Raw genomic sequence first — 15945 nt, 5'->3', positions numbered from 1 at the left:
GCCCCCAGCGCCCCCCCAGCCCCCCCCCCCCCCCCCCCCCCCCCCCCCCCCCCCCCCCCCCGGCCCCGTCACCCCCTGATGGCGTCGGCCAGCTTCACTCGCGCCCCGGTGCGAAGGATCGAATTGCTGTAGATGCGCGCCCCGATCCACAGCACCGCCGCGATCGCGAGGCAGAGGATGCCGAGCGACAGGATGGGCTCCCACCACTCCGCCGTACCCAGGTAGAGCCGCATCGGCATGCCGACGGGCGCCGAGAACGGGATATAGCTCATGATGGCGAGCGCCTGCGGATTGTCGTTGAAGATGATGACGGCGACATAGGGCAGCATCACGAGCATCATGACCGGGCTCGTGACCGATCCGATGTCCTCCTGCCGCGACACGAGCGATGCGAGCGCGGCGTAGAGGCCGGCGAGCAGCACGAAGCCGAACGCGAAGAGAATGCCGAACCAGATCAGCGACGATCCGAGTTCGCCGAGCAGCAGGTCCTGCCCCGTGGCGAGCATGCCGATCGAGGCGAGCGACGCGATCGCGACGACCTGAGCGAGGGCGAGGACCGAATTGCCGAGGATCTTGCCGGCGAGCATGGTGCGGGCCGACACGGTCGCGAGGAGGATCTCGACGATGCGGGTCTGCTTCTCTTCGACCACGCTCTGCGCGATCGTCGTGCCGAAGGTCACGGCGCTCATCATGAAGACGATGCCGAAGCCGATCGCGATGATGTAGGCGAGCGCCGGATTCGTGCCTGAGGGCTCGAGCAGCTCGACCGACGGGGCGGCGGTGAGCGACTGGATCACGCCCAGCGGGGCCTCGTCCTTCGCGAGCACGGTCAGGTCGAGGGGCGTGTCGCCTCCCGGTACGACTGCCGCATCGACCTCGCCGTCGAGCACGAGCCGCTCGGCCGCCGCACGATCGTCGACGGTGCGCCAGTCGAACGGCAGCATCTCGACCGTGTCGGCGAGCTCGTGCGTCGTCGCGACCGTCGTCGACTCGTCCGAGCCGCCGAAACCGCCGAAGCCGCCCGACTTCGCCATGAAGCCGCTGAAGAGCACGCTCGCGAGCACGAGCAGCAGCAGGATGCCGGTCGAGATGAGGAATGCCTTGCTGCGCAGACGCGTCGTGATCTCGCGCTCGGCGACGAGCCAGGCGCCCTGCGCCCCGCTCAGCGGTCGGGCGGCGGTACGAGTCGGCATGGTCCGGGGCTGCGCGTTCATCGCACGACCTCCTTGAAGATCTGGGCGAGCGAGGGGGTGACGGGGCCGAAGCGGAGCACGCGGTTGAGCGCGGGATCCCCCGCCGCCCCGCCGTCGACCGCGCGCGCGAGCACCTGCTGCGCGGCGCCGTCGGAGTCGGCCTCGAAGCGGGCGAGCCCGCCGTCGAGGTGGGTGACGGCGATGCCGGGTTGGTCGCGCACCCAGCCGGCGTCGCTCTGCGGGCCCGCCATCTCGAGCTCGAACTCGCGCCCCGAGTGCTCGGCGCGCAGCGCCTCGCGCGATCCCTGTGCGAGGATCTTGCCGCCGCCGATGACCACGACATCGTCGCAGAGCCGCTCGACGATATCGAGCTGGTGCGAGGAGAAGAGCACGGGCGCGCCCTGCGCTGCGTAATCGCGCAGCACGCCGAGCACGACGTCGACCGCCATCGGGTCGAGACCCGAGAACGGCTCGTCGAGCACGAGCGCGACGGGCCGGTGCACGAGGGCGGCCGCGATCTGCGCGCGCTGCTGGTTGCCGAGAGACAGGCTCTCGAGGGTGTCGTTCGCGCGCTCGCCGAGGCCGAGCTGCTCGACGAGCCCCTGCGCCGACGTCTTCGCGTCGGCCGCGGCCATGCCGTGCAGGCGCCCGAGGTAGACGAGCTGCTCGAGCACCCGCATCTTCGGGTAGAGCCCCCGCTCCTCGGGCATGTAGCCGAATCGCGCGCGGTCGCCCGCCGTGATCGGCTCGCCGTCGAGCCTCACCTCGCCGCTGTCGGCCGACAGCACCCCGAGAAGGATGCGCATCGTCGTGGTCTTCCCCGCGCCGTTGCCGCCGACGAAGCCGGTCATGCGGCCGCCCGACACGTCGAAGCCGACGTCGTCGAGCACGCGCCGGTCTCCGAAGCTGCGTGAGATGCCTGAGATCTCGATCATGTCGCCTCTTTCGTCGCTCGTTCCGTACTGGTATCCAGGCTAGGAGGGGCGACGGTGCACTCGCCTCCGCCCGTCGGCGGAACCGCATCCGCCTCGCGAGTGATCCGGGGCCTCCGCCCACGATCTACGCTGGAAGCATGTTCTCCTTCAACGGCAGCGGTTGGGCCCGGCCCGACCCGGGGCCCGAGCAGCTCCGCATCGATGTCGGGATAGCCCTGGTGCTCGCCGTGGCCTCCCCCGTCGTCGGCCTGCTCTACGTGCGCACCGGCATCTACGGCGCCGAAGCCGACTACGCTGCGCCGTGGGTGTGGGCGGTCGGCATCGGCCTCTCCACCCTCCCCCTCGCGCTCCGGCGCCGGTATCCGATCGCCGTCTCGCTGCTCGTCTCGATCGGCTTCTTCGTGTGCGGTCAGTACGGGGTGCCCGACCTGCTGGTCGTGCAGATCAGCATGTTCCTCGCCCTCTACACCGTGGGCGCGTGGGGCCGCGACCGGCGGGCGGCCCTCTACGCGCGGCTCGGCATCACCGGGACGATGCTCGTCTGGCTCGTCGTGAACCTCATCATCTCGTCGGCCGACGCCGAATCCTTCCCGGGGCTCGCCCGCTCGGGCATCTTCTCGGCCTTCGCTACCTTCGCGGCGATCCAGATCATCACGAACCTGCTCTACTTCGGGGCGGCGATCCACTTCGGCGAGCGCGCCTGGCGCGCCGCCCGTGCGCAGGCCCTGCTCGAAGCGCAGGGGCGCGAACTCGAGCTCGAGCGCCGCACGGGGGCCGCTCAGGCCGTGGCACTCGACCGCGTCGCCATCGCGCGCGAACTGCACGACGTGGTCGCCCACCACGTCTCGGTGATGGGCATCCAGGCGAGCGCGGCGCGGCGCCTGCTGGGGCGCGACGTCGAACGCGCCGAGGCATCGCTCGAGATCGTCGAGTCGAGCGCTCACGCGGCGATCGACGAGCTGCGCAGTCTCGTGCGCACGCTGCGCACCCCTGAGACCGACGATGCCTCGACGACCATCGGCATCTCGCACCTGCCCGCCCTCATCGCCGAATCGCAGCAGGCCGGCGTGCCCACGACGCTCATCACGATCGGCGAACACCGGCCGCTGCCGATGCTCGTCGACGTCGCCTTCTACCGCGTGGTGCAGGAGGCGCTGACGAACGTGCGCAAGCACGCGGGCCGGGGCGCCGAGGCGACGGTGCGGCTGCGCTTCAACACCGCCTCGGTGGAGATCGAGGTCTCGGACGACGGAGTGCAGCGGCGCCTGGCCTCGCCCGGGCTGCGCGGCGGCACCCCGCGCGGGTCGGGTCTCGGCCTGCGCGGCATGCGCGAGCGCATCGGCGCGGTGGGCGGCGAGGTGCAGGCTCGGCAGCGCGAGCACGGCGGCTTCATCGTGCGCGCGACGGTGCCCACCCGCGATACGTCCCCGGTACCGGGCGAGCCCGCACCGGCGGTGCGGGAACACGAACACGAACACGAAGAGAGCCGCGCATGATCCGAGTACTGCTGGTCGATGATCAGGAGCTCGTGCGCTCCGGATTCCGCATCATCCTGGAATCCGAGCCCGATATCGAGATCGTCGGCGAGGCGGCGAACGGCATCGAGGCGGTGGCCCTGGCGGCCGATACGGCGCCCGATGTGGTCTGCATGGACGTCGAGATGCCCGAGATGAACGGCATCGAGGCGGCGCGGCGCATCCTGGCGGCGAGCGCCGACGGCGCGGCCCCCGCGATCCTGATCCTCACCACCTTCGGGCACGACGAGTACCTGTTCGACGCCCTGGCGGCCGGAGTGAGCGGCTTCCTGCTGAAGGCCTCGCGGGCGGAGCAGCTGATCGACGCGGTGCGCACGCTCGAGCGGGGCGAGGCGCTCCTCGGCCCGGCCGTGACGCGCGCGGTGATGACGCGGGCGGCGGCGAGCGAGGCCCCGAGCGCGTCGGCCGCGACCGGTACCGCCACGGGCGTCGCCGAACGGGTCGAGGCGCACGCGCAGACGGCGGGCCTCACCGAGCGCGAACGCGAGGTGCTGGCGCTCGTCGCCGAGGGTCGCTCGAACGGCGAGATCGCCCAGGCGCTGTTCCTCGGCGAGGCGACGGTGAAGACGCACGTGTCGAATCTGCTGCAGAAGATGGGGGCGAGGGATCGCATTCAGCTCATCGTCTGGGCGCACACGGGCGAGGGCTCCTAGGCCGCCCGACGGGCCGGATCGCCTATCCGAGTCGCGGGGCGCCGCCCGGCACGGGGAGACGGCGCGCGACGCGGTGCTCGAGCCCGAGGCGCACGCCCGGCCAGTCGTGCTCGGTGATCGAGAACACCACGGTGTCGCGGACGTAGCCGGGGCGCCGCATGTGCGCGCGGAGCACGCCGTCCTGATGCGCGCCGAGCCGCGCGATGGCCGCGCGCGACTGGTGATTGAGGAAGTCGGTGCGGAATTCGACGGCGAGGCAGCCCCAGACGTCGAAGGCCTGCGTGAGCAGCAGCAGCTTCGATTCCGCGTTCGTGCCGGAGCCGTGCGCGCTCGCTCCGTTCCACGTGGAACCGATCTCGACGCGCGGCGCAGCCGCGTCGATGTTCATGAACGTCGTCATGCCGATGACGCTCCCCGTGTCCGTGCGCCGGGCGGTGAACGGGATCATCGATCCCTGTCGCTGCAGCTCAAGCCGCCGCTCGATCTCGGCCTCCATACCCTCGGGTGCCGGGATGTTCGTGTACGGGTTGCGCCAGATCTCGCCGTCGAGCGCCGCGGCGCTCAGGCCCTCGAGGTGTTCGAGCCGCAGCGGCTCGAGGGTCACGAGGCGGCCGGCGAGCGCGCCGGGATGTTCGAGCGTCATGCCCTCATTCTGCACCCGCGCGGGTGCGCCGCACCACCCTCGGCCGCGGGGCTCCGGGCACCGTCACGGACGTTGCGCCCCGGGCATGCACCTGCGCACCTCGACCCAGGTGTCGAGCTCCCCTGCCAGGAGCCCGGCGAGTTCGCGCGCCCGCGCATGGGTGTCGACCTTCACCGCCCAGACGCGTCGCAGCGGCTTGCCGGCCTCGTTGTACCAGCCCGCGCGCGACTCGCCGCCCGGCCCGACCACCTCGGCGAGCTCGTCGTCGTCGAGCACCTCGGTCCATTCGAGTTCGGAGGTCGCCGCGAGGTCGTCTTCGAAGCGCGCGAGGAAGCCGACGACCTCCTCGACCCAGGCCGGCCCGCGCGCGATGAACGCCGCATTCGTCCCGTGAGCCAAGAGCATGTACCGCATGATCGCCTCCCGTCTGCCGGGCTGCGCCGAGTTCGCGCCCGGGTCCCTCCATCGTGGCACGAAGGCGTCGCGGCGTCGAGGGTCGTGCGCCGCGCCGCCTCGTGATTCCGCGTATCCGCCCCTGCACGGTGCGGGCCGCGCAGTAGGCTGGTGCCGTGGACCGTCGCATGTTCCTGTCAGCCGCTCTCGCCGCCTCTGCGCTGAGCCTGTCGGCGTGCGCGAGCCCCGAGCCCGGCGCCGAGCGGGTGCCGACCGGCTCCGCGCCGAAGCCGACGACACCGCCGCCCGCTCCCCCGACGGCGGCTCCGCCCGTGGCCGAAGACCCCGAGATCACCGAGCCGCCGGTGCGGGAGGTCACGCCGCAGTTCGATGCGCCGCACGGGCCGTTGAACTCGCTGCCGCTCGAGGTGGGCAATCAGTTCGCCTGGACGGTCGACGACGGGGCGAGCCCGGATGTCGTGATGGCGTACGCGCAGTTCGCGCAGCGCACCGGCCACCGCATCACCTTCTTCGTCAACGGCATGTACGCCGACTCCTGGGTCGCGGCGGCCCCCGCGCTCGCCCCGATGATCGCGAGCGGGCAGGTGCAGATCGCGAGCCACACCTACTCGCACCCGTCGCTCACGAGCATCGGCGACGCGCAGATCCAAGACGACCTCATGGCCAATCACGCGTTCATCGAGCAGACCTTCGGCGTCGACGCCCGACCCTGGTACCGGCCGCCCTACGGCAACCGCGACGCGCGCACCGACGCCGCGGCCGCGGCCGTCGGGTACACGACCCCGGTCATGTGGAACGGCTCGATCGGCGATTCCGGGCTCATCCCGCCCGCCGTGCTGCTGCAGGAGGCCGAGCGGTGGATACAGCCCGCGAGCATCATCCTGGGGCACGCGAACGCGCAGACCGTCGTCGACCTCTTCGACCACCTCATCGATATGATCAACCGCAAGGGCCTCGAGTCGGTCACGCTGAACGACGTGTTCCGCACGGCGTAGGGCCGCGCGGAACACGTCCGCTTGTTTCAGGCGGCGAAGGGGTCGGCGATGCCGACGTAGACCGTCTCGAGGAATTCGAAGATGCCCTCGGCACCGCCTTCACGCCCGAGCCCCGACTGCTTGACACCGCCGAACGGCGCCGCCGGGTTCGAGACGAGGCCGGTGTTCATGCCGAGCATGCCGGTCTCGATGCGTTCGGCGAGACGGAGCGCCCGGTTCAGGTCGCGCGTGTAGGCGAAGGCCACGAGGCCGTACTCGCTCGCGTTCGCGAGAGCCACGGCTTCGGATTCATCGCTGAACGACACGATCGGCGCGACCGGCCCGAAGATCTCCTCCTGCAGAATGCGAGCGTGAGCCGGCACGCCGGTGAGCACCGTCGGCGGGTAGAAGAACCCCTCGCCCTCGGGCACCGCGCCGCCGATCTCGACGGTCGCGCCCTCGCCCGCGGCCTCGCGGACGAGCTCGTCGACCTTGTCGCGAGTGGCCGCATCGATGAGCGGGCCGATCGTGACGCCCTCCTCGATGCCCGGCCCTTGCACGTAGGCGGCCATGCGGGCGCTCAGCTTCGCACTGAACTCCTCGATGACGCTCTCGTGCACGAGCATGCGGTTGGCGGCGACGCAGGCCTCGCCACCGTTGCGCAGCTTGGCGACGAGCGCGCCCTCGACCGCGGCGTCGACGTCGGCGTCTTCGAAGACGATGAACGGCGCATTGCCGCCGAGCTCCATCGACACCTTGAGGATCTGCTCTGCGGAGTCGCGGATGAGGCGCTTGCCCACCTCGGTCGATCCCGTGAACGAGAGCTTGCGCAGACGCGGGTCGGCGATGATCGGACCGGTGACCTTGCCCGCACTCGCGGTCGGGATGACGTTGACAACGCCGGCGGGTACGCCGGCCTCTTCGAGGATCGCCGCGAAGTAGAGCGCCGTGAGCGGCGTCTGCGATGCCGGCTTCAGCACCGAAGTGCAGCCCGCCGCGAGCGCCGGAGCGATCTTACGAGTCGCCATGGCGAGCGGGAAGTTCCACGGGGTGACGAACATGCACGGTCCGACCGGGCGGTGCAGCACCATCAGACGGTTCTTCCCATCGGGCGAGGTGGTGTAGCGGCCGTCGATGCGCACGGCCTCCTCCGAGAACCAGCGCAGGAACTCGGCGCCGTAGGCGACCTCGCCCAGCGACTCCGCGAGGGGCTTGCCCATCTCGAGCGTGATGATACGCGCCAGCTGCTCGCGGCGCTCGATCGTCAGCTCGAAGGCGCGGCGCAGGATCTCGCCGCGCTCGCGGGGGGCGGTGGCAGCCCAGGCCTCCTGGGCCGCAACCGCGGCATCGAGCGCTGCGGCCCCGTCCGAGACGGTGGCGCTCGCGACATTCGCGATCAGTTCGCCGGTGGCCGGGTTGAGCACGTCGAGCGTGGCACCGCCTTCGGCGTCCCGCCATTCGCCATTGATGTACAGACCGGTGGGGGTGTTCTCGGGGAGGGTGTTCACGCTGCGGCCTCCTCGGCGACGGTCCGCGAGCCGTCGGCGGGGTCGAGCCGCAGCTCTTTCCCGATCAGGTCCTCGTAGAGCTTGAACGGCGTCATCTCGCCGGCGCGCTCGCCATAGCTGCGACGGGCCCGCCGGAACACCTGCTCGACCAGTGCGGAGAGCTCGCTCGACACGCCGACGGAGCGCGCCAGGTCGATCGACAGCCCCAGATCCTTGCATGCGAGGGCGATCGCGAACCCTTCGTCGTAGTCGCCGTGCTCGAGGATCGACAGCACGTCGTTCTCGAGGAAGTTGCTGTTCGCGGGGCTCGCGATGAGCGAGCGGCGCAGCACGTCGAGGTCGACGCCGGCCTCGGTGCCGATGGCGAGCACCTCGGCGGTCGCCACGACGTGCGAGAACCACAGCTGATTGATCATCAGCTTCACCGCGTAGCCGGCGCCGTGGCGGCCGACGTTGATGATCCGCTCGGGGTCGCCCATCGCACTGAAGACGGGGAAGAGCTCGGAGAAGTCCTCGGGCTCGGCGCCGACGAAGATCTGCAGGCGGCCGTTCGCCGCCCCCACCGACATGCCGCTGACCGGCGCATCGATCACGCGGATGCCGCGCGCGGTCGCCTCGTCGCGAATGCCGTCGGCGACCTCGGGAACCGAGGTGGACATGTCGATCCAGGTCTTGCCGCTCGAGAGACCGGCGAGGATGCCGTCCTCACCGCTCAGCGCGGCCTGCACGATACGCGGCGTCGGCAGCATCGTGATGACGATGTCCGAGCGACGGGCGAGATCGGCAGCGGTATCGGCCCACTCCGCCCCGCCTGCGATGAGGGATTCTGCGGCTTCGCGGCGCAGGTCGGTGACGACCAGCTTGTAGCCGTTCGCCTGCAGGTTGCGGGTCATGCCCGAACCCATATTGCCCAGGCCGATGAAACCGATGACCGGCGTAGGGACTGTCTCAGCGTGCGACATCTGCGCTGACCTCCTCGGAAGGCGTGTAGAAGGGGTTTCGGGGGGCATTGCGGGCGGCCACGACATCGGCCGCGGTCGGCGTGTTCTTCGCGCCGGCTTCGAGTGCGCGGCGGGTGGCTTCGCGGTTGTTCCGGTAGATCGCATCGAGGTCGTCGGTCTCGGGGTTCACCCAGACGGCGACGATGAGTGCATGCGTATCGGTGGTCGACTCGGGGATGACGCCCTCGGCGACGGCGTCGGCGACACCGGCGGCGACGCCGGCCTGGGCCGGGCCCCAGATGGCCGTGCCGTGGAGGTCGTTCGCGGGTGAGGCCTTCGCGACGAACAGTGTCATCGGCTTCACGGGCAACGACGGCTGCAGCACCGCGACGAAAGGCACGAAACCCTCGCTCGGGCTGGCGAGCGCGGTCGCCCACGCGGTGCCGACGGGGCCCTGGCGTTCGCCCAGCACCGTATTGATGTGCGCGGCGTTCACTCCGTCACCGACGAAGCTCTCGCCGAGCTGAATGTTCTCCGTCATCGGATCTCACTCCCTCAGATCGGCCGCTCGAAAGCGGCATTGCTGTCTTATCAGGGACACCGTACGAAGCGAGCCACGATATGCGCAATTAATGTTGCGCATATGGGGCCAATGCGCCACACTGAACAGATCCAGAAACCGAACCGATCGGTCCCATGTCCTCCACGCCTTCGACGAGCACCCCTCGACTCCGCGTACAGCCGCGCACGAACGCCGCCGGGCTGGGGCGCGACATCGAGCTGCTCGAACTGCTCGCGAACGACTCCTCGGTGCGGTCGGGCGGCACCGGCGTCACCGAACTCGCGCGCCTCACCGGTCGCAGCAAGACCGCGGTGTCGCGCGCGCTCGCCACTCTGGCCGCAGCAGGCCTCGTCGCCCGTGACGCCGACACCGGCCGGTACACCGTCGGGTCTCGCATCTTCGCCCTCGCGGCCCGGACCGCCGAGGCCGGGCTCGTGCGGCTCGGGCGCCCGGTACTGCGTGGGCTCGTCAGGGCCACCCATGAGACGAGCCACCTCTGCGTGCTCGCGCACGGCAACGTGCTGACGCTCGCCAGCGAGATCAGCCCCCACGAGCTGAGATCGGCCGGATGGGAGGGCGTCACCACGGCCGCGTGGCGCACCTCATCCGGGCGCGCGCTCATCAGCGACTGGGACGAGGCCTCGCTGCAGGCCTGGTTCGCCGAGCACGGCAGTGACGAGTCGGTGATCGATCGGGAGGCATTCGACCGCGAATCGAACCCGTTCTTCCTCCTCGAAACGCCCCCGCCGGCGCGCACCCGCGTCACGAACTACGCATCGCTGCACGAGGAGATCCGGGGCATCCGGCGCGACGGATACGCCATCATCGATGGCGAGTTCGAGGACGGCGTGATCGGTGTTTCGGCGCCGGTGCTCGATCACACGGGCCGCATCGTCGCCGCGCTCAACGTGAGCGGGCCGAAGAACCGCCTGGAGCCCAAGGTCGAAGCCCTCGCGAACATCATGCGGCAGGCGGGTGCGACGCTGTCGCAGACTCTCGGCGCGCACGGCTGACGCGCATCGCGAGGCGCCGCATCAGCGGTAGATCGCGTGCAGACGCGGCAGCAGCTCCCGGTAGCGCTCGCGCACGGCGGCATAGGCCTCGACCCAGGCCGGGTCCGGAGCCACGCGCACATCCACACGCACCATCGCGGCGACGGCCGAATCGAAATCGGGGTGGATCCCTGTAGCCACGGCCGCGCAGATTGCGGCCCCCATACCGGCGGCATCGGTGAGTACGGGCCGCCGCACCGGCACGCCGTACACCCCCGCGAGAATGCGGAGCATGAGCGCGGAAGACGCGCCGCCACCGGTGACGACGAGCTCGCCGAGATCGCGCCCCAGAGCCTCGAAGGTACGATCGGCGCCCTCTGCCGATGCGATGGCAAGGGCTTCGAGGATCGCTCTGAATACGTGGAAGGTGCCCTGGGTACCGTCGAAGCCGACGATGGCCCCGCGGCGTTCTGGAGCATCGCTCGGAGCGAGCCAGTCGAGGCCGACGACGAGGCCCCCCGAACCGACGGGCACGGATTCGGCGCCGATGCCGAGCTCGTGCTCGGAGGCCGCTCCGCCTGCGCTCGAGATCAGATCGCGGTACCAGCTGACCGTCCACATGCCTCGGCGCACGCCGTCGCTCTCGTACAGGTAGCGGCCGGGCTCCGCCCCGAAGTTCACCCAGTAGGCGTCATCGGCCGAGGCACTCTCACGGCCGACCGTCATCGCGGCGACATAGGTGCCGAGCGAGAGCAGGGCATCGTGCTGGGAACGCAGGCCCGCCCCGAGCGCCTCGACCGCCTTGTCGTTCGCGGTGGCGATCACCGGCAGCCCGACCGGCAGGCCGGTCTGCGCGGCCGCCTCGTCGGTGACCGTTCCCAGCACTCCACCCGGACGGACCAGATCGAACAGCATGTCCCGATGCATGCCGGTGCGCTCGTAGTCGGCCGGGTCCGTGCTCCAGTCCCAGGTCAGCGTATCGATCGGCCAGACGCCCTGGTAGTTGCCGGCCGCATCCCGCAGCTCCCCGGTGAGCCGGTGCGCGATGTAGCCGGAGGAGGTCGTGACGTATCGCACATCGGCACTCTCGGCCTCGTGCGCCCGAGACACCCGCTCGTCCATCCAGCTCATGACCGGCTGGGCGAGCGTTCCGTCATCGCGCAGCGCGGCACGGCAGAAGCGGATCGTGCAGAGACCGAGCCCGCGGATCTCGGCGGGGTCGCCCGCGAAGCCCGCGAGAGCACCGCGCACGGCCTCGACGATCGACTCCCACAGGTCGTCGCCCGGGTGCTCCCAACGGCCCGGGGCCGGAGCGTCGTACGGGCGCAGCGCCACTCGAGCGCTCGCGTGCACGACCCCGTCGGGGTCGATGATCGAGACCTTGGTGCTCTGCGAGCCGTTGTCGACGGCGACCATGTAGCCTGACATCACGAGATCGGGAAGATGGTCCCGGTGTTCATGATGCCGTTGGGGTCGAACTGCCGCTTCAGCCCCTCCAGCAGACGGTAGGCGCTGCCGTGCTCCTCGAGCGTCCACGGAGTGCGGTACTTGCCGATGCCGTGGTGATGCACCATCGAGCCGCCGAAGCGCAGCGCTTCCTCGACCACGATCGCGTTGATGGGCTCGTGGTACTCGGTGATCTCGTCGCGAGGCTCGCAGGAGATGTTGTAGTCGTACACGAAATAGAGGTTCGTGCCGGTCTGGTAGCTGTGCGAGGAGTGCCCGCCGAGCATGGTGAGGTCAGCTGCGTGCGAGAATTCGGTGCGCACGCGGCGCATCACCGATTCGAAGAGATCCTCGACGTTCGACCAATCGACCGAGACCTCGGTGGTGTAGCCGAGATGGGCCTTCTCGAGCATGGCCCGCTTCTCAGCATCGATCTTGTCCTGACCCCAGTTGAGGTTCTCGAACCACTGCTCGATGAGCGCGGTCTCGACCTTCTCGTGCGGGATGCCGGCGAAGATCTCCTCGATACCGTCGGCGGTGGCATCGGCGACGCCCTTCGGGCCTTCGGCGACGAGAACCACGACGGCGCGGCCGTTTGCGAAGTGCGAGAAGTGCTGGGCGGCGTCTTCTTCCGAGTAGGCGCGCGCCACCGAAGGGCGGTAGCCCTCCACTATGACCCGGCGCAGCCCGTCTGCACCCGCGGGCAGCGAGTCGACGAGATAGCCGAGGAAGCGGAGGTTCTCGGGCTGATACTTGAAGATCTTCACCGTGACTTCGGTGATGTAGCAGAGCGCACCCTCGTTGCCGATGACGATGTGGCGGATGTCGGGGCCGGCAGCACGGCGCGGCACGTTCTTGATGCGGCTGACCTCCCCTCCCGGGAAGACCGCCTCGAGGCCGACCACCATATCCTCGATGCCGCCGTAGAGCGTCGAGAACTGGCCGATGGAGCGGGTCGCGACGAGGCCGCCCATCTGGGCGATCGGTTTCGACTGCGGCGAGTGTCCCGTGGTGAAGCCCTGCGCACGCAGTTCGTCCTCCAGCACCTGCAGCGGCACCCCGCACTGCACCGTGGCCATCATGTCGACGGCGTTGATGTCGAGGATGCTGTTCATGTGCGAGCCGTCGAGCACGATCGTGTTCTCGACGATGGTCTCGAGGCCGCCCTCAGTGGCGGTGCGCCCCGTGCGGGGCACGACATTGATGAGATGCTCATCGGCGAAGGCGAGTACCGCTGCGACGTCCTCGGTGGATCGGGCATTCACGATGGCCGCGGGGATCGGGCCGTCGAAGATGCCGTGCACGGCCGTGTACTTCTTGAAACGGTCGACGCTCGCCTCGCGCAGCTCCTGTTCGTCGGTGATGACCTGGCCGGCGTCGACGAGTGCTTCGAGGCGCGAGACGATCTCGGCGCGGTCGAGGCCCGAACGCGATGTAACCATGGGAATCGTGATCCTGTTCTGTTTGATCGTGGGGTGGGTGCGGAGATTCCGCGAGCGGTCCTGCGGCGATCCCTGTCGGGATCAGCGCACCAGATAGCCGCCGTCGACGGTCAGCACGTGACCGGTGACGAAGTTCGATGCGGGGCTCGCCAGGAAGACGGCGGCGCCCATGAGATCGGCGACATCGCCCCAGCGGCCCGCCGGGGTGTGGTCGATGATCCGGTTGTTGGTCTCGGGGTTGGCGCGGGTCTCCGCCGTGAGGGGGGTGGCGAAGTAGCCGGGGGCGATCGCGTTGACCTGGATGCCCCTGCCGCCGAGCTCATCGGCGTAGGCCTTCGTGAAGCCGACGATGCCGTGCTTGGTGGCCGCGTAGGCCGGCGAGCCGAGACCGCCCAGGAAGGAGAAGAGCGAGGCGATATTGATGATCTTGCCCGAGCCCTGCGCGATCATGCGCTTCGCGGCCTCGCGGCCCATCTCGAACGCCGCCGTGAGGTTCACGGCGACCATCGGATCCCACTGCTCACGACCGAAGTCCTCGACATCGGCGACACGACTGATGCCCGCCGAGTTCACGAGGATGTCGATGCCGCCGAGCTCCGCGACGCAGTGCTCGATCGCATGCGCAGGGGCGCCGGGGCCGGTGATATCGATCGCCAGTTCCGCATAGCCGCGGCCTTCGGCGCGCACGAGTTCCGCGGTCTCGCCGCCGTCGTCGAAGAGCCCCGGGACGAAGACATCGGCGCCCGCTTTTGCCAGCGCGAGCGAGAAGGCCTGGCCGAGGCCGGTGTTTCCCCCTGTCACCACGGCCTTCTTCCCGGCGAGCGAGAAGAGGTCGAGGGAGAAATCGGTGATGTTCACTATCGTTCCTTAGAAGTGAGGGGTGAACCCGAGGGCGACGGGCATGAGCGCGCCGCCCCCGGATCGTGAGACCGTCAGATCAGGCCTTCTTCTTCGAGCCAGTCGAGGGCCACATCCTGCGGATCCTCGCCATCGACGTCGACCTTCGCATTGAGGCTCTGCATGACCTCGGTGGTGAGCTTCTGGCTCACGACGTCGATGATGTCGGCGATCGCGGGGTACTCATCGAGCGTCTCCTGCTTCAGCGTGAAGGCGCCCTGGTAGCTCGGGAAGAATTCCTTGTCGTCCTCCATCACTACGAGGTTCAGCGCGGGGATGCGGCCGTCGGTCTGGAAAACCTCGCCGAAGTTGCAGTCGTCCCCCTTCTCGGCGGCGGTGTAGATGACACCGGTGTCGAGCATGGTCACGTTCGACTCGGGCGCCTTGAAGCCATAGGCCTCCTTGAGGCCGGGCCAACCGTCGTCGCGCGTGGAGAACTCGCTCTCGATGCAGAAGGTCTGGTCGGCTTCGGGCAGCGCCGCGACGTCGCTCAGCGTCTTGACGCCAAGCTCGTCGGCCTCGCTCTCTCGGATCGCGAAGGCGTAGGTGTTGTTGAACCCTGCGGGCTCGAGCCAGGCGATGCCGTTCTTCTCGAGGTCGGCGTCGCGCACGGCTTCGAACTGCGCCTCGGCGCCCTGCACAGGCTCGGTGTTGCCGAGGTAGGTGACCCAGCCGGTGCCTGTGTACTCCCAGTAGCCGACGAATTGATCGTTCTCGAGCGCCTGACGGGTGTTCGCCGAACCGACGAGCTTCGTGTTCGCCTTGAGGTCGGCGCCGTGCGCATTGAGCAACTCGGTGGTGATGTGGGCGAGGATGTACTGCTCCGAGAAATCCTTCGCACCGATCTCGCCGGTGAGGCCCGCGAGATCGTCGCCGCCCTCGGCCGAGTTGTTGCCGCCGCCGGAGCAACCGGTGAGGAGGAGCGAGCCTGCCGCAAGTGCGGAGAGAGCTGCGAGAGCCATCTTTCGTTTCTGCATGATGTGGTTGCCTTTCGTTGATGTATGCGGAAGAGCCCGCGGCTATGCGCCGCGCGGCTTGAGAACGTCTTCGACGAGGCCGGCGGCCCAGTCGATGAGCACGGCGATGCAGGCGACAAGCACGGCGCCCACGACGAGCACCGGGTAGCGCTGCAGTTTCAGGCCGTTGACGATCATGTCGCCGAGACCGCCCGCGTTGATGAAGGTTGCGACGGTGGCCACGCCGACGGCGAAGACGAGTGCGGTGCGGAGTCCTGCGACGATGACGGGCGAGGCGAGCGGCAGCTCGATCCGGCGCAGCACCTGCGCGGGGGTCATGCCCATGCCTCGCGCGGATTCGCGCACGTTCGGGTCGACCTGCTGCAGACCGGTGATCGTGTTGCGCAGCACCGGCAAGAAGGAGTAGATGACGAGGGCGACGAGCGCGGTCGCGAAACCGGTCTTCCAGATGATCGCGAGCAGGATGACGACGCCGATGGCTGGGGTGGCCTGCCCGATGTTCGCGATGCCGATGATGATGCCGTTGAACATGCGGGACTTCGAACGGCTCACGGCAATCCCTGCAGGGATCGCGAGCACCGCGACCAGTACGGCTGCACAGATCGAGAGCACCAGGTGCTCCCAGATGCGGCGCGAGATGTACTCGGCGTTCAGCGTGCGCGCCTCGATGGAGTCGAGGCTGAGCAGCGAGATCCAGATGTAGGTGAGGATCAGCACACCGGCGACCACGATCAGCGGCAGGCAGCGCTTCACGATCGCGCCGGCACGACCCTTCTTGCGCGGCGTCGCTGCGGCGGTCGAAATCGCCATCGTCGGTGATGGAGTGACCTGCT

Annotated in this window: 16 protein-coding genes; 4 read left to right on the top strand and 12 right to left on the bottom strand. The window is 69.2% G+C overall.

Translation table 11 applies throughout. The features are described 5' to 3' along the window. Positions 1-68: 68 nt before the first annotated feature. The gene (locus tag NHL51_RS13580) at positions 69-1214 is read right to left on the bottom strand and encodes an ABC transporter permease (RefSeq protein WP_434144591.1); all 1146 of its coding nucleotides are present in this window, start codon (positions 1212-1214) and stop codon (positions 69-71) included. Next, positions 1211-2128: an ABC transporter ATP-binding protein gene (locus tag NHL51_RS13575; protein WP_434144590.1), complete on the bottom strand. Its 918-nt coding sequence runs from the start codon at positions 2126-2128 to the stop codon at positions 1211-1213. Before NHL51_RS13575 ends, NHL51_RS13580 begins: the two co-directional genes overlap by 4 nt. Positions 2129-2265: 137 nt before the next feature. On the opposite strand from NHL51_RS13575, the gene NHL51_RS13570 reads away from it, so the two are divergent. After that, positions 2266-3624 carry a sensor histidine kinase gene (locus NHL51_RS13570; protein ID WP_434144588.1) on the top strand — a complete coding sequence of 453 codons (1359 nt, stop codon included), beginning with the start codon at positions 2266-2268 and terminating at the stop codon, positions 3622-3624. Further along, a complete protein-coding gene (locus tag NHL51_RS13565) occupies positions 3621-4316 on the top strand; it encodes a response regulator (RefSeq protein ID WP_434144587.1) in 696 nt (231 codons plus the stop codon). Before NHL51_RS13570 ends, NHL51_RS13565 begins: the two co-directional genes overlap by 4 nt. A gap of 22 nt (positions 4317-4338) precedes the next feature. Here NHL51_RS13565 and NHL51_RS13560 read toward each other — a convergent pair whose 3' ends face one another. Further along, positions 4339-4959 carry a GNAT family N-acetyltransferase gene (locus NHL51_RS13560; protein WP_434144586.1) on the bottom strand — a complete coding sequence of 207 codons (621 nt, stop codon included), beginning with the start codon at positions 4957-4959 and terminating at the stop codon, positions 4339-4341. A gap of 63 nt (positions 4960-5022) precedes the next feature. Next, a complete protein-coding gene (locus NHL51_RS13555) occupies positions 5023-5364 on the bottom strand; it encodes a hypothetical protein (protein ID WP_434144585.1) in 342 nt (113 codons plus the stop codon). Positions 5365-5528: 164 nt separating this feature from the next. Here NHL51_RS13555 and NHL51_RS13550 point away from each other — a divergent pair, with 164 nt between their 5' ends. Continuing rightward, entirely contained in the window at positions 5529-6368 is an 840-nt protein-coding gene (locus NHL51_RS13550; protein WP_434144584.1) for a polysaccharide deacetylase family protein, read from the top strand. Positions 6369-6394: 26 nt separating this feature from the next. Here the strand turns inward: NHL51_RS13550 and NHL51_RS13545 are convergent, their stop codons facing one another. The 3 genes from NHL51_RS13545 to fae are packed head-to-tail and all read right to left on the bottom strand — an operon-like array spanning position 6395 to position 9337. Further along, positions 6395-7855, bottom strand: a complete 1461-nt coding sequence (locus NHL51_RS13545; RefSeq protein WP_434144582.1) for an NAD-dependent succinate-semialdehyde dehydrogenase — start codon at positions 7853-7855, stop codon at positions 6395-6397. After that, positions 7852-8817: an NAD(P)-dependent oxidoreductase gene (locus NHL51_RS13540; protein ID WP_434144581.1), complete on the bottom strand. Its 966-nt coding sequence runs from the start codon at positions 8815-8817 to the stop codon at positions 7852-7854. The genes NHL51_RS13545 and NHL51_RS13540 overlap by 4 nt, the downstream gene beginning before the upstream one ends. Further along, a complete protein-coding gene (gene fae, locus NHL51_RS13535; RefSeq protein ID WP_434144579.1) occupies positions 8804-9337 on the bottom strand; it encodes a formaldehyde-activating enzyme in 534 nt (177 codons plus the stop codon). The genes NHL51_RS13540 and fae overlap by 14 nt, the downstream gene beginning before the upstream one ends. Positions 9338-9492: 155 nt before the next feature. On the opposite strand from fae, the gene NHL51_RS13530 reads away from it, so the two are divergent. After that, a complete protein-coding gene (locus NHL51_RS13530) occupies positions 9493-10371 on the top strand; it encodes an IclR family transcriptional regulator (RefSeq protein ID WP_434144577.1) in 879 nt (292 codons plus the stop codon). A 21-nt stretch (positions 10372-10392) separates the two neighbouring features. Here NHL51_RS13530 and NHL51_RS13525 read toward each other — a convergent pair whose 3' ends face one another. The 5 genes from NHL51_RS13525 to NHL51_RS13505 all read right to left on the bottom strand — a co-directional run bounded on the left by NHL51_RS13525 (position 10393) and on the right by NHL51_RS13505 (position 15922). After that, positions 10393-11778 carry an FGGY-family carbohydrate kinase gene (locus NHL51_RS13525; protein WP_434144575.1) on the bottom strand — a complete coding sequence of 462 codons (1386 nt, stop codon included), beginning with the start codon at positions 11776-11778 and terminating at the stop codon, positions 10393-10395. Next, entirely contained in the window at positions 11778-13238 is a 1461-nt protein-coding gene (locus tag NHL51_RS13520; RefSeq protein ID WP_434144574.1) for an FAD-binding oxidoreductase, read from the bottom strand. The genes NHL51_RS13525 and NHL51_RS13520 overlap by 1 nt, the downstream gene beginning before the upstream one ends. A gap of 81 nt (positions 13239-13319) precedes the next feature. Continuing rightward, entirely contained in the window at positions 13320-14096 is a 777-nt protein-coding gene (locus NHL51_RS13515; RefSeq protein WP_434144573.1) for an SDR family oxidoreductase, read from the bottom strand. Positions 14097-14170: 74 nt separating this feature from the next. Next, on the bottom strand, positions 14171-15097 hold the full coding sequence (locus NHL51_RS13510; RefSeq protein ID WP_434144572.1) for a glycine betaine ABC transporter substrate-binding protein: 927 nt from the start codon (positions 15095-15097) through the stop codon (positions 14171-14173). 57 nt (positions 15098-15154) lie between these two features. Beyond that, positions 15155-15922, bottom strand: a complete 768-nt coding sequence (locus tag NHL51_RS13505) for an ABC transporter permease (RefSeq protein ID WP_434144570.1) — start codon at positions 15920-15922, stop codon at positions 15155-15157. Positions 15923-15945 lie beyond the last annotated feature (23 nt).

Source organism: Leucobacter sp. gxy201, from assembly GCF_051043335.1.
GTDB lineage: Bacteria > Actinomycetota > Actinomycetes > Actinomycetales > Microbacteriaceae > Leucobacter.
This window is presented reverse-complemented; position numbering and strand designations above follow the sequence as displayed.

Coding starts and splice junctions, on each gene's coding strand:
- NHL51_RS13580 (WP_434144591.1), bottom strand. CDS start 1,214: ATGAACGCGCAGCCCCGGACCATGCCGACTCGTACCGCCGCCCGACCG.
- NHL51_RS13575 (WP_434144590.1), bottom strand. CDS start 2,128: ATGATCGAGATCTCAGGCATCTCACGCAGCTTCGGAGACCGGCGCGTG.
- NHL51_RS13570 (WP_434144588.1), top strand. CDS start 2,266: ATGTTCTCCTTCAACGGCAGCGGTTGGGCCCGGCCCGACCCGGGGCCC.
- NHL51_RS13565 (WP_434144587.1), top strand. CDS start 3,621: ATGATCCGAGTACTGCTGGTCGATGATCAGGAGCTCGTGCGCTCCGGA.
- NHL51_RS13560 (WP_434144586.1), bottom strand. CDS start 4,959: ATGACGCTCGAACATCCCGGCGCGCTCGCCGGCCGCCTCGTGACCCTC.
- NHL51_RS13555 (WP_434144585.1), bottom strand. CDS start 5,364: ATGCTCTTGGCTCACGGGACGAATGCGGCGTTCATCGCGCGCGGGCCG.
- NHL51_RS13540 (WP_434144581.1), bottom strand. CDS start 8,817: ATGTCGCACGCTGAGACAGTCCCTACGCCGGTCATCGGTTTCATCGGC.
- fae (WP_434144579.1), bottom strand. CDS start 9,337: ATGACGGAGAACATTCAGCTCGGCGAGAGCTTCGTCGGTGACGGAGTG.
- NHL51_RS13530 (WP_434144577.1), top strand. CDS start 9,493: ATGTCCTCCACGCCTTCGACGAGCACCCCTCGACTCCGCGTACAGCCG.
- NHL51_RS13525 (WP_434144575.1), bottom strand. CDS start 11,778: ATGTCAGGCTACATGGTCGCCGTCGACAACGGCTCGCAGAGCACCAAG.
- NHL51_RS13520 (WP_434144574.1), bottom strand. CDS start 13,238: ATGGTTACATCGCGTTCGGGCCTCGACCGCGCCGAGATCGTCTCGCGC.
- NHL51_RS13510 (WP_434144572.1), bottom strand. CDS start 15,097: ATGGCTCTCGCAGCTCTCTCCGCACTTGCGGCAGGCTCGCTCCTCCTC.
- NHL51_RS13505 (WP_434144570.1), bottom strand. CDS start 15,922: ATGGCGATTTCGACCGCCGCAGCGACGCCGCGCAAGAAGGGTCGTGCC.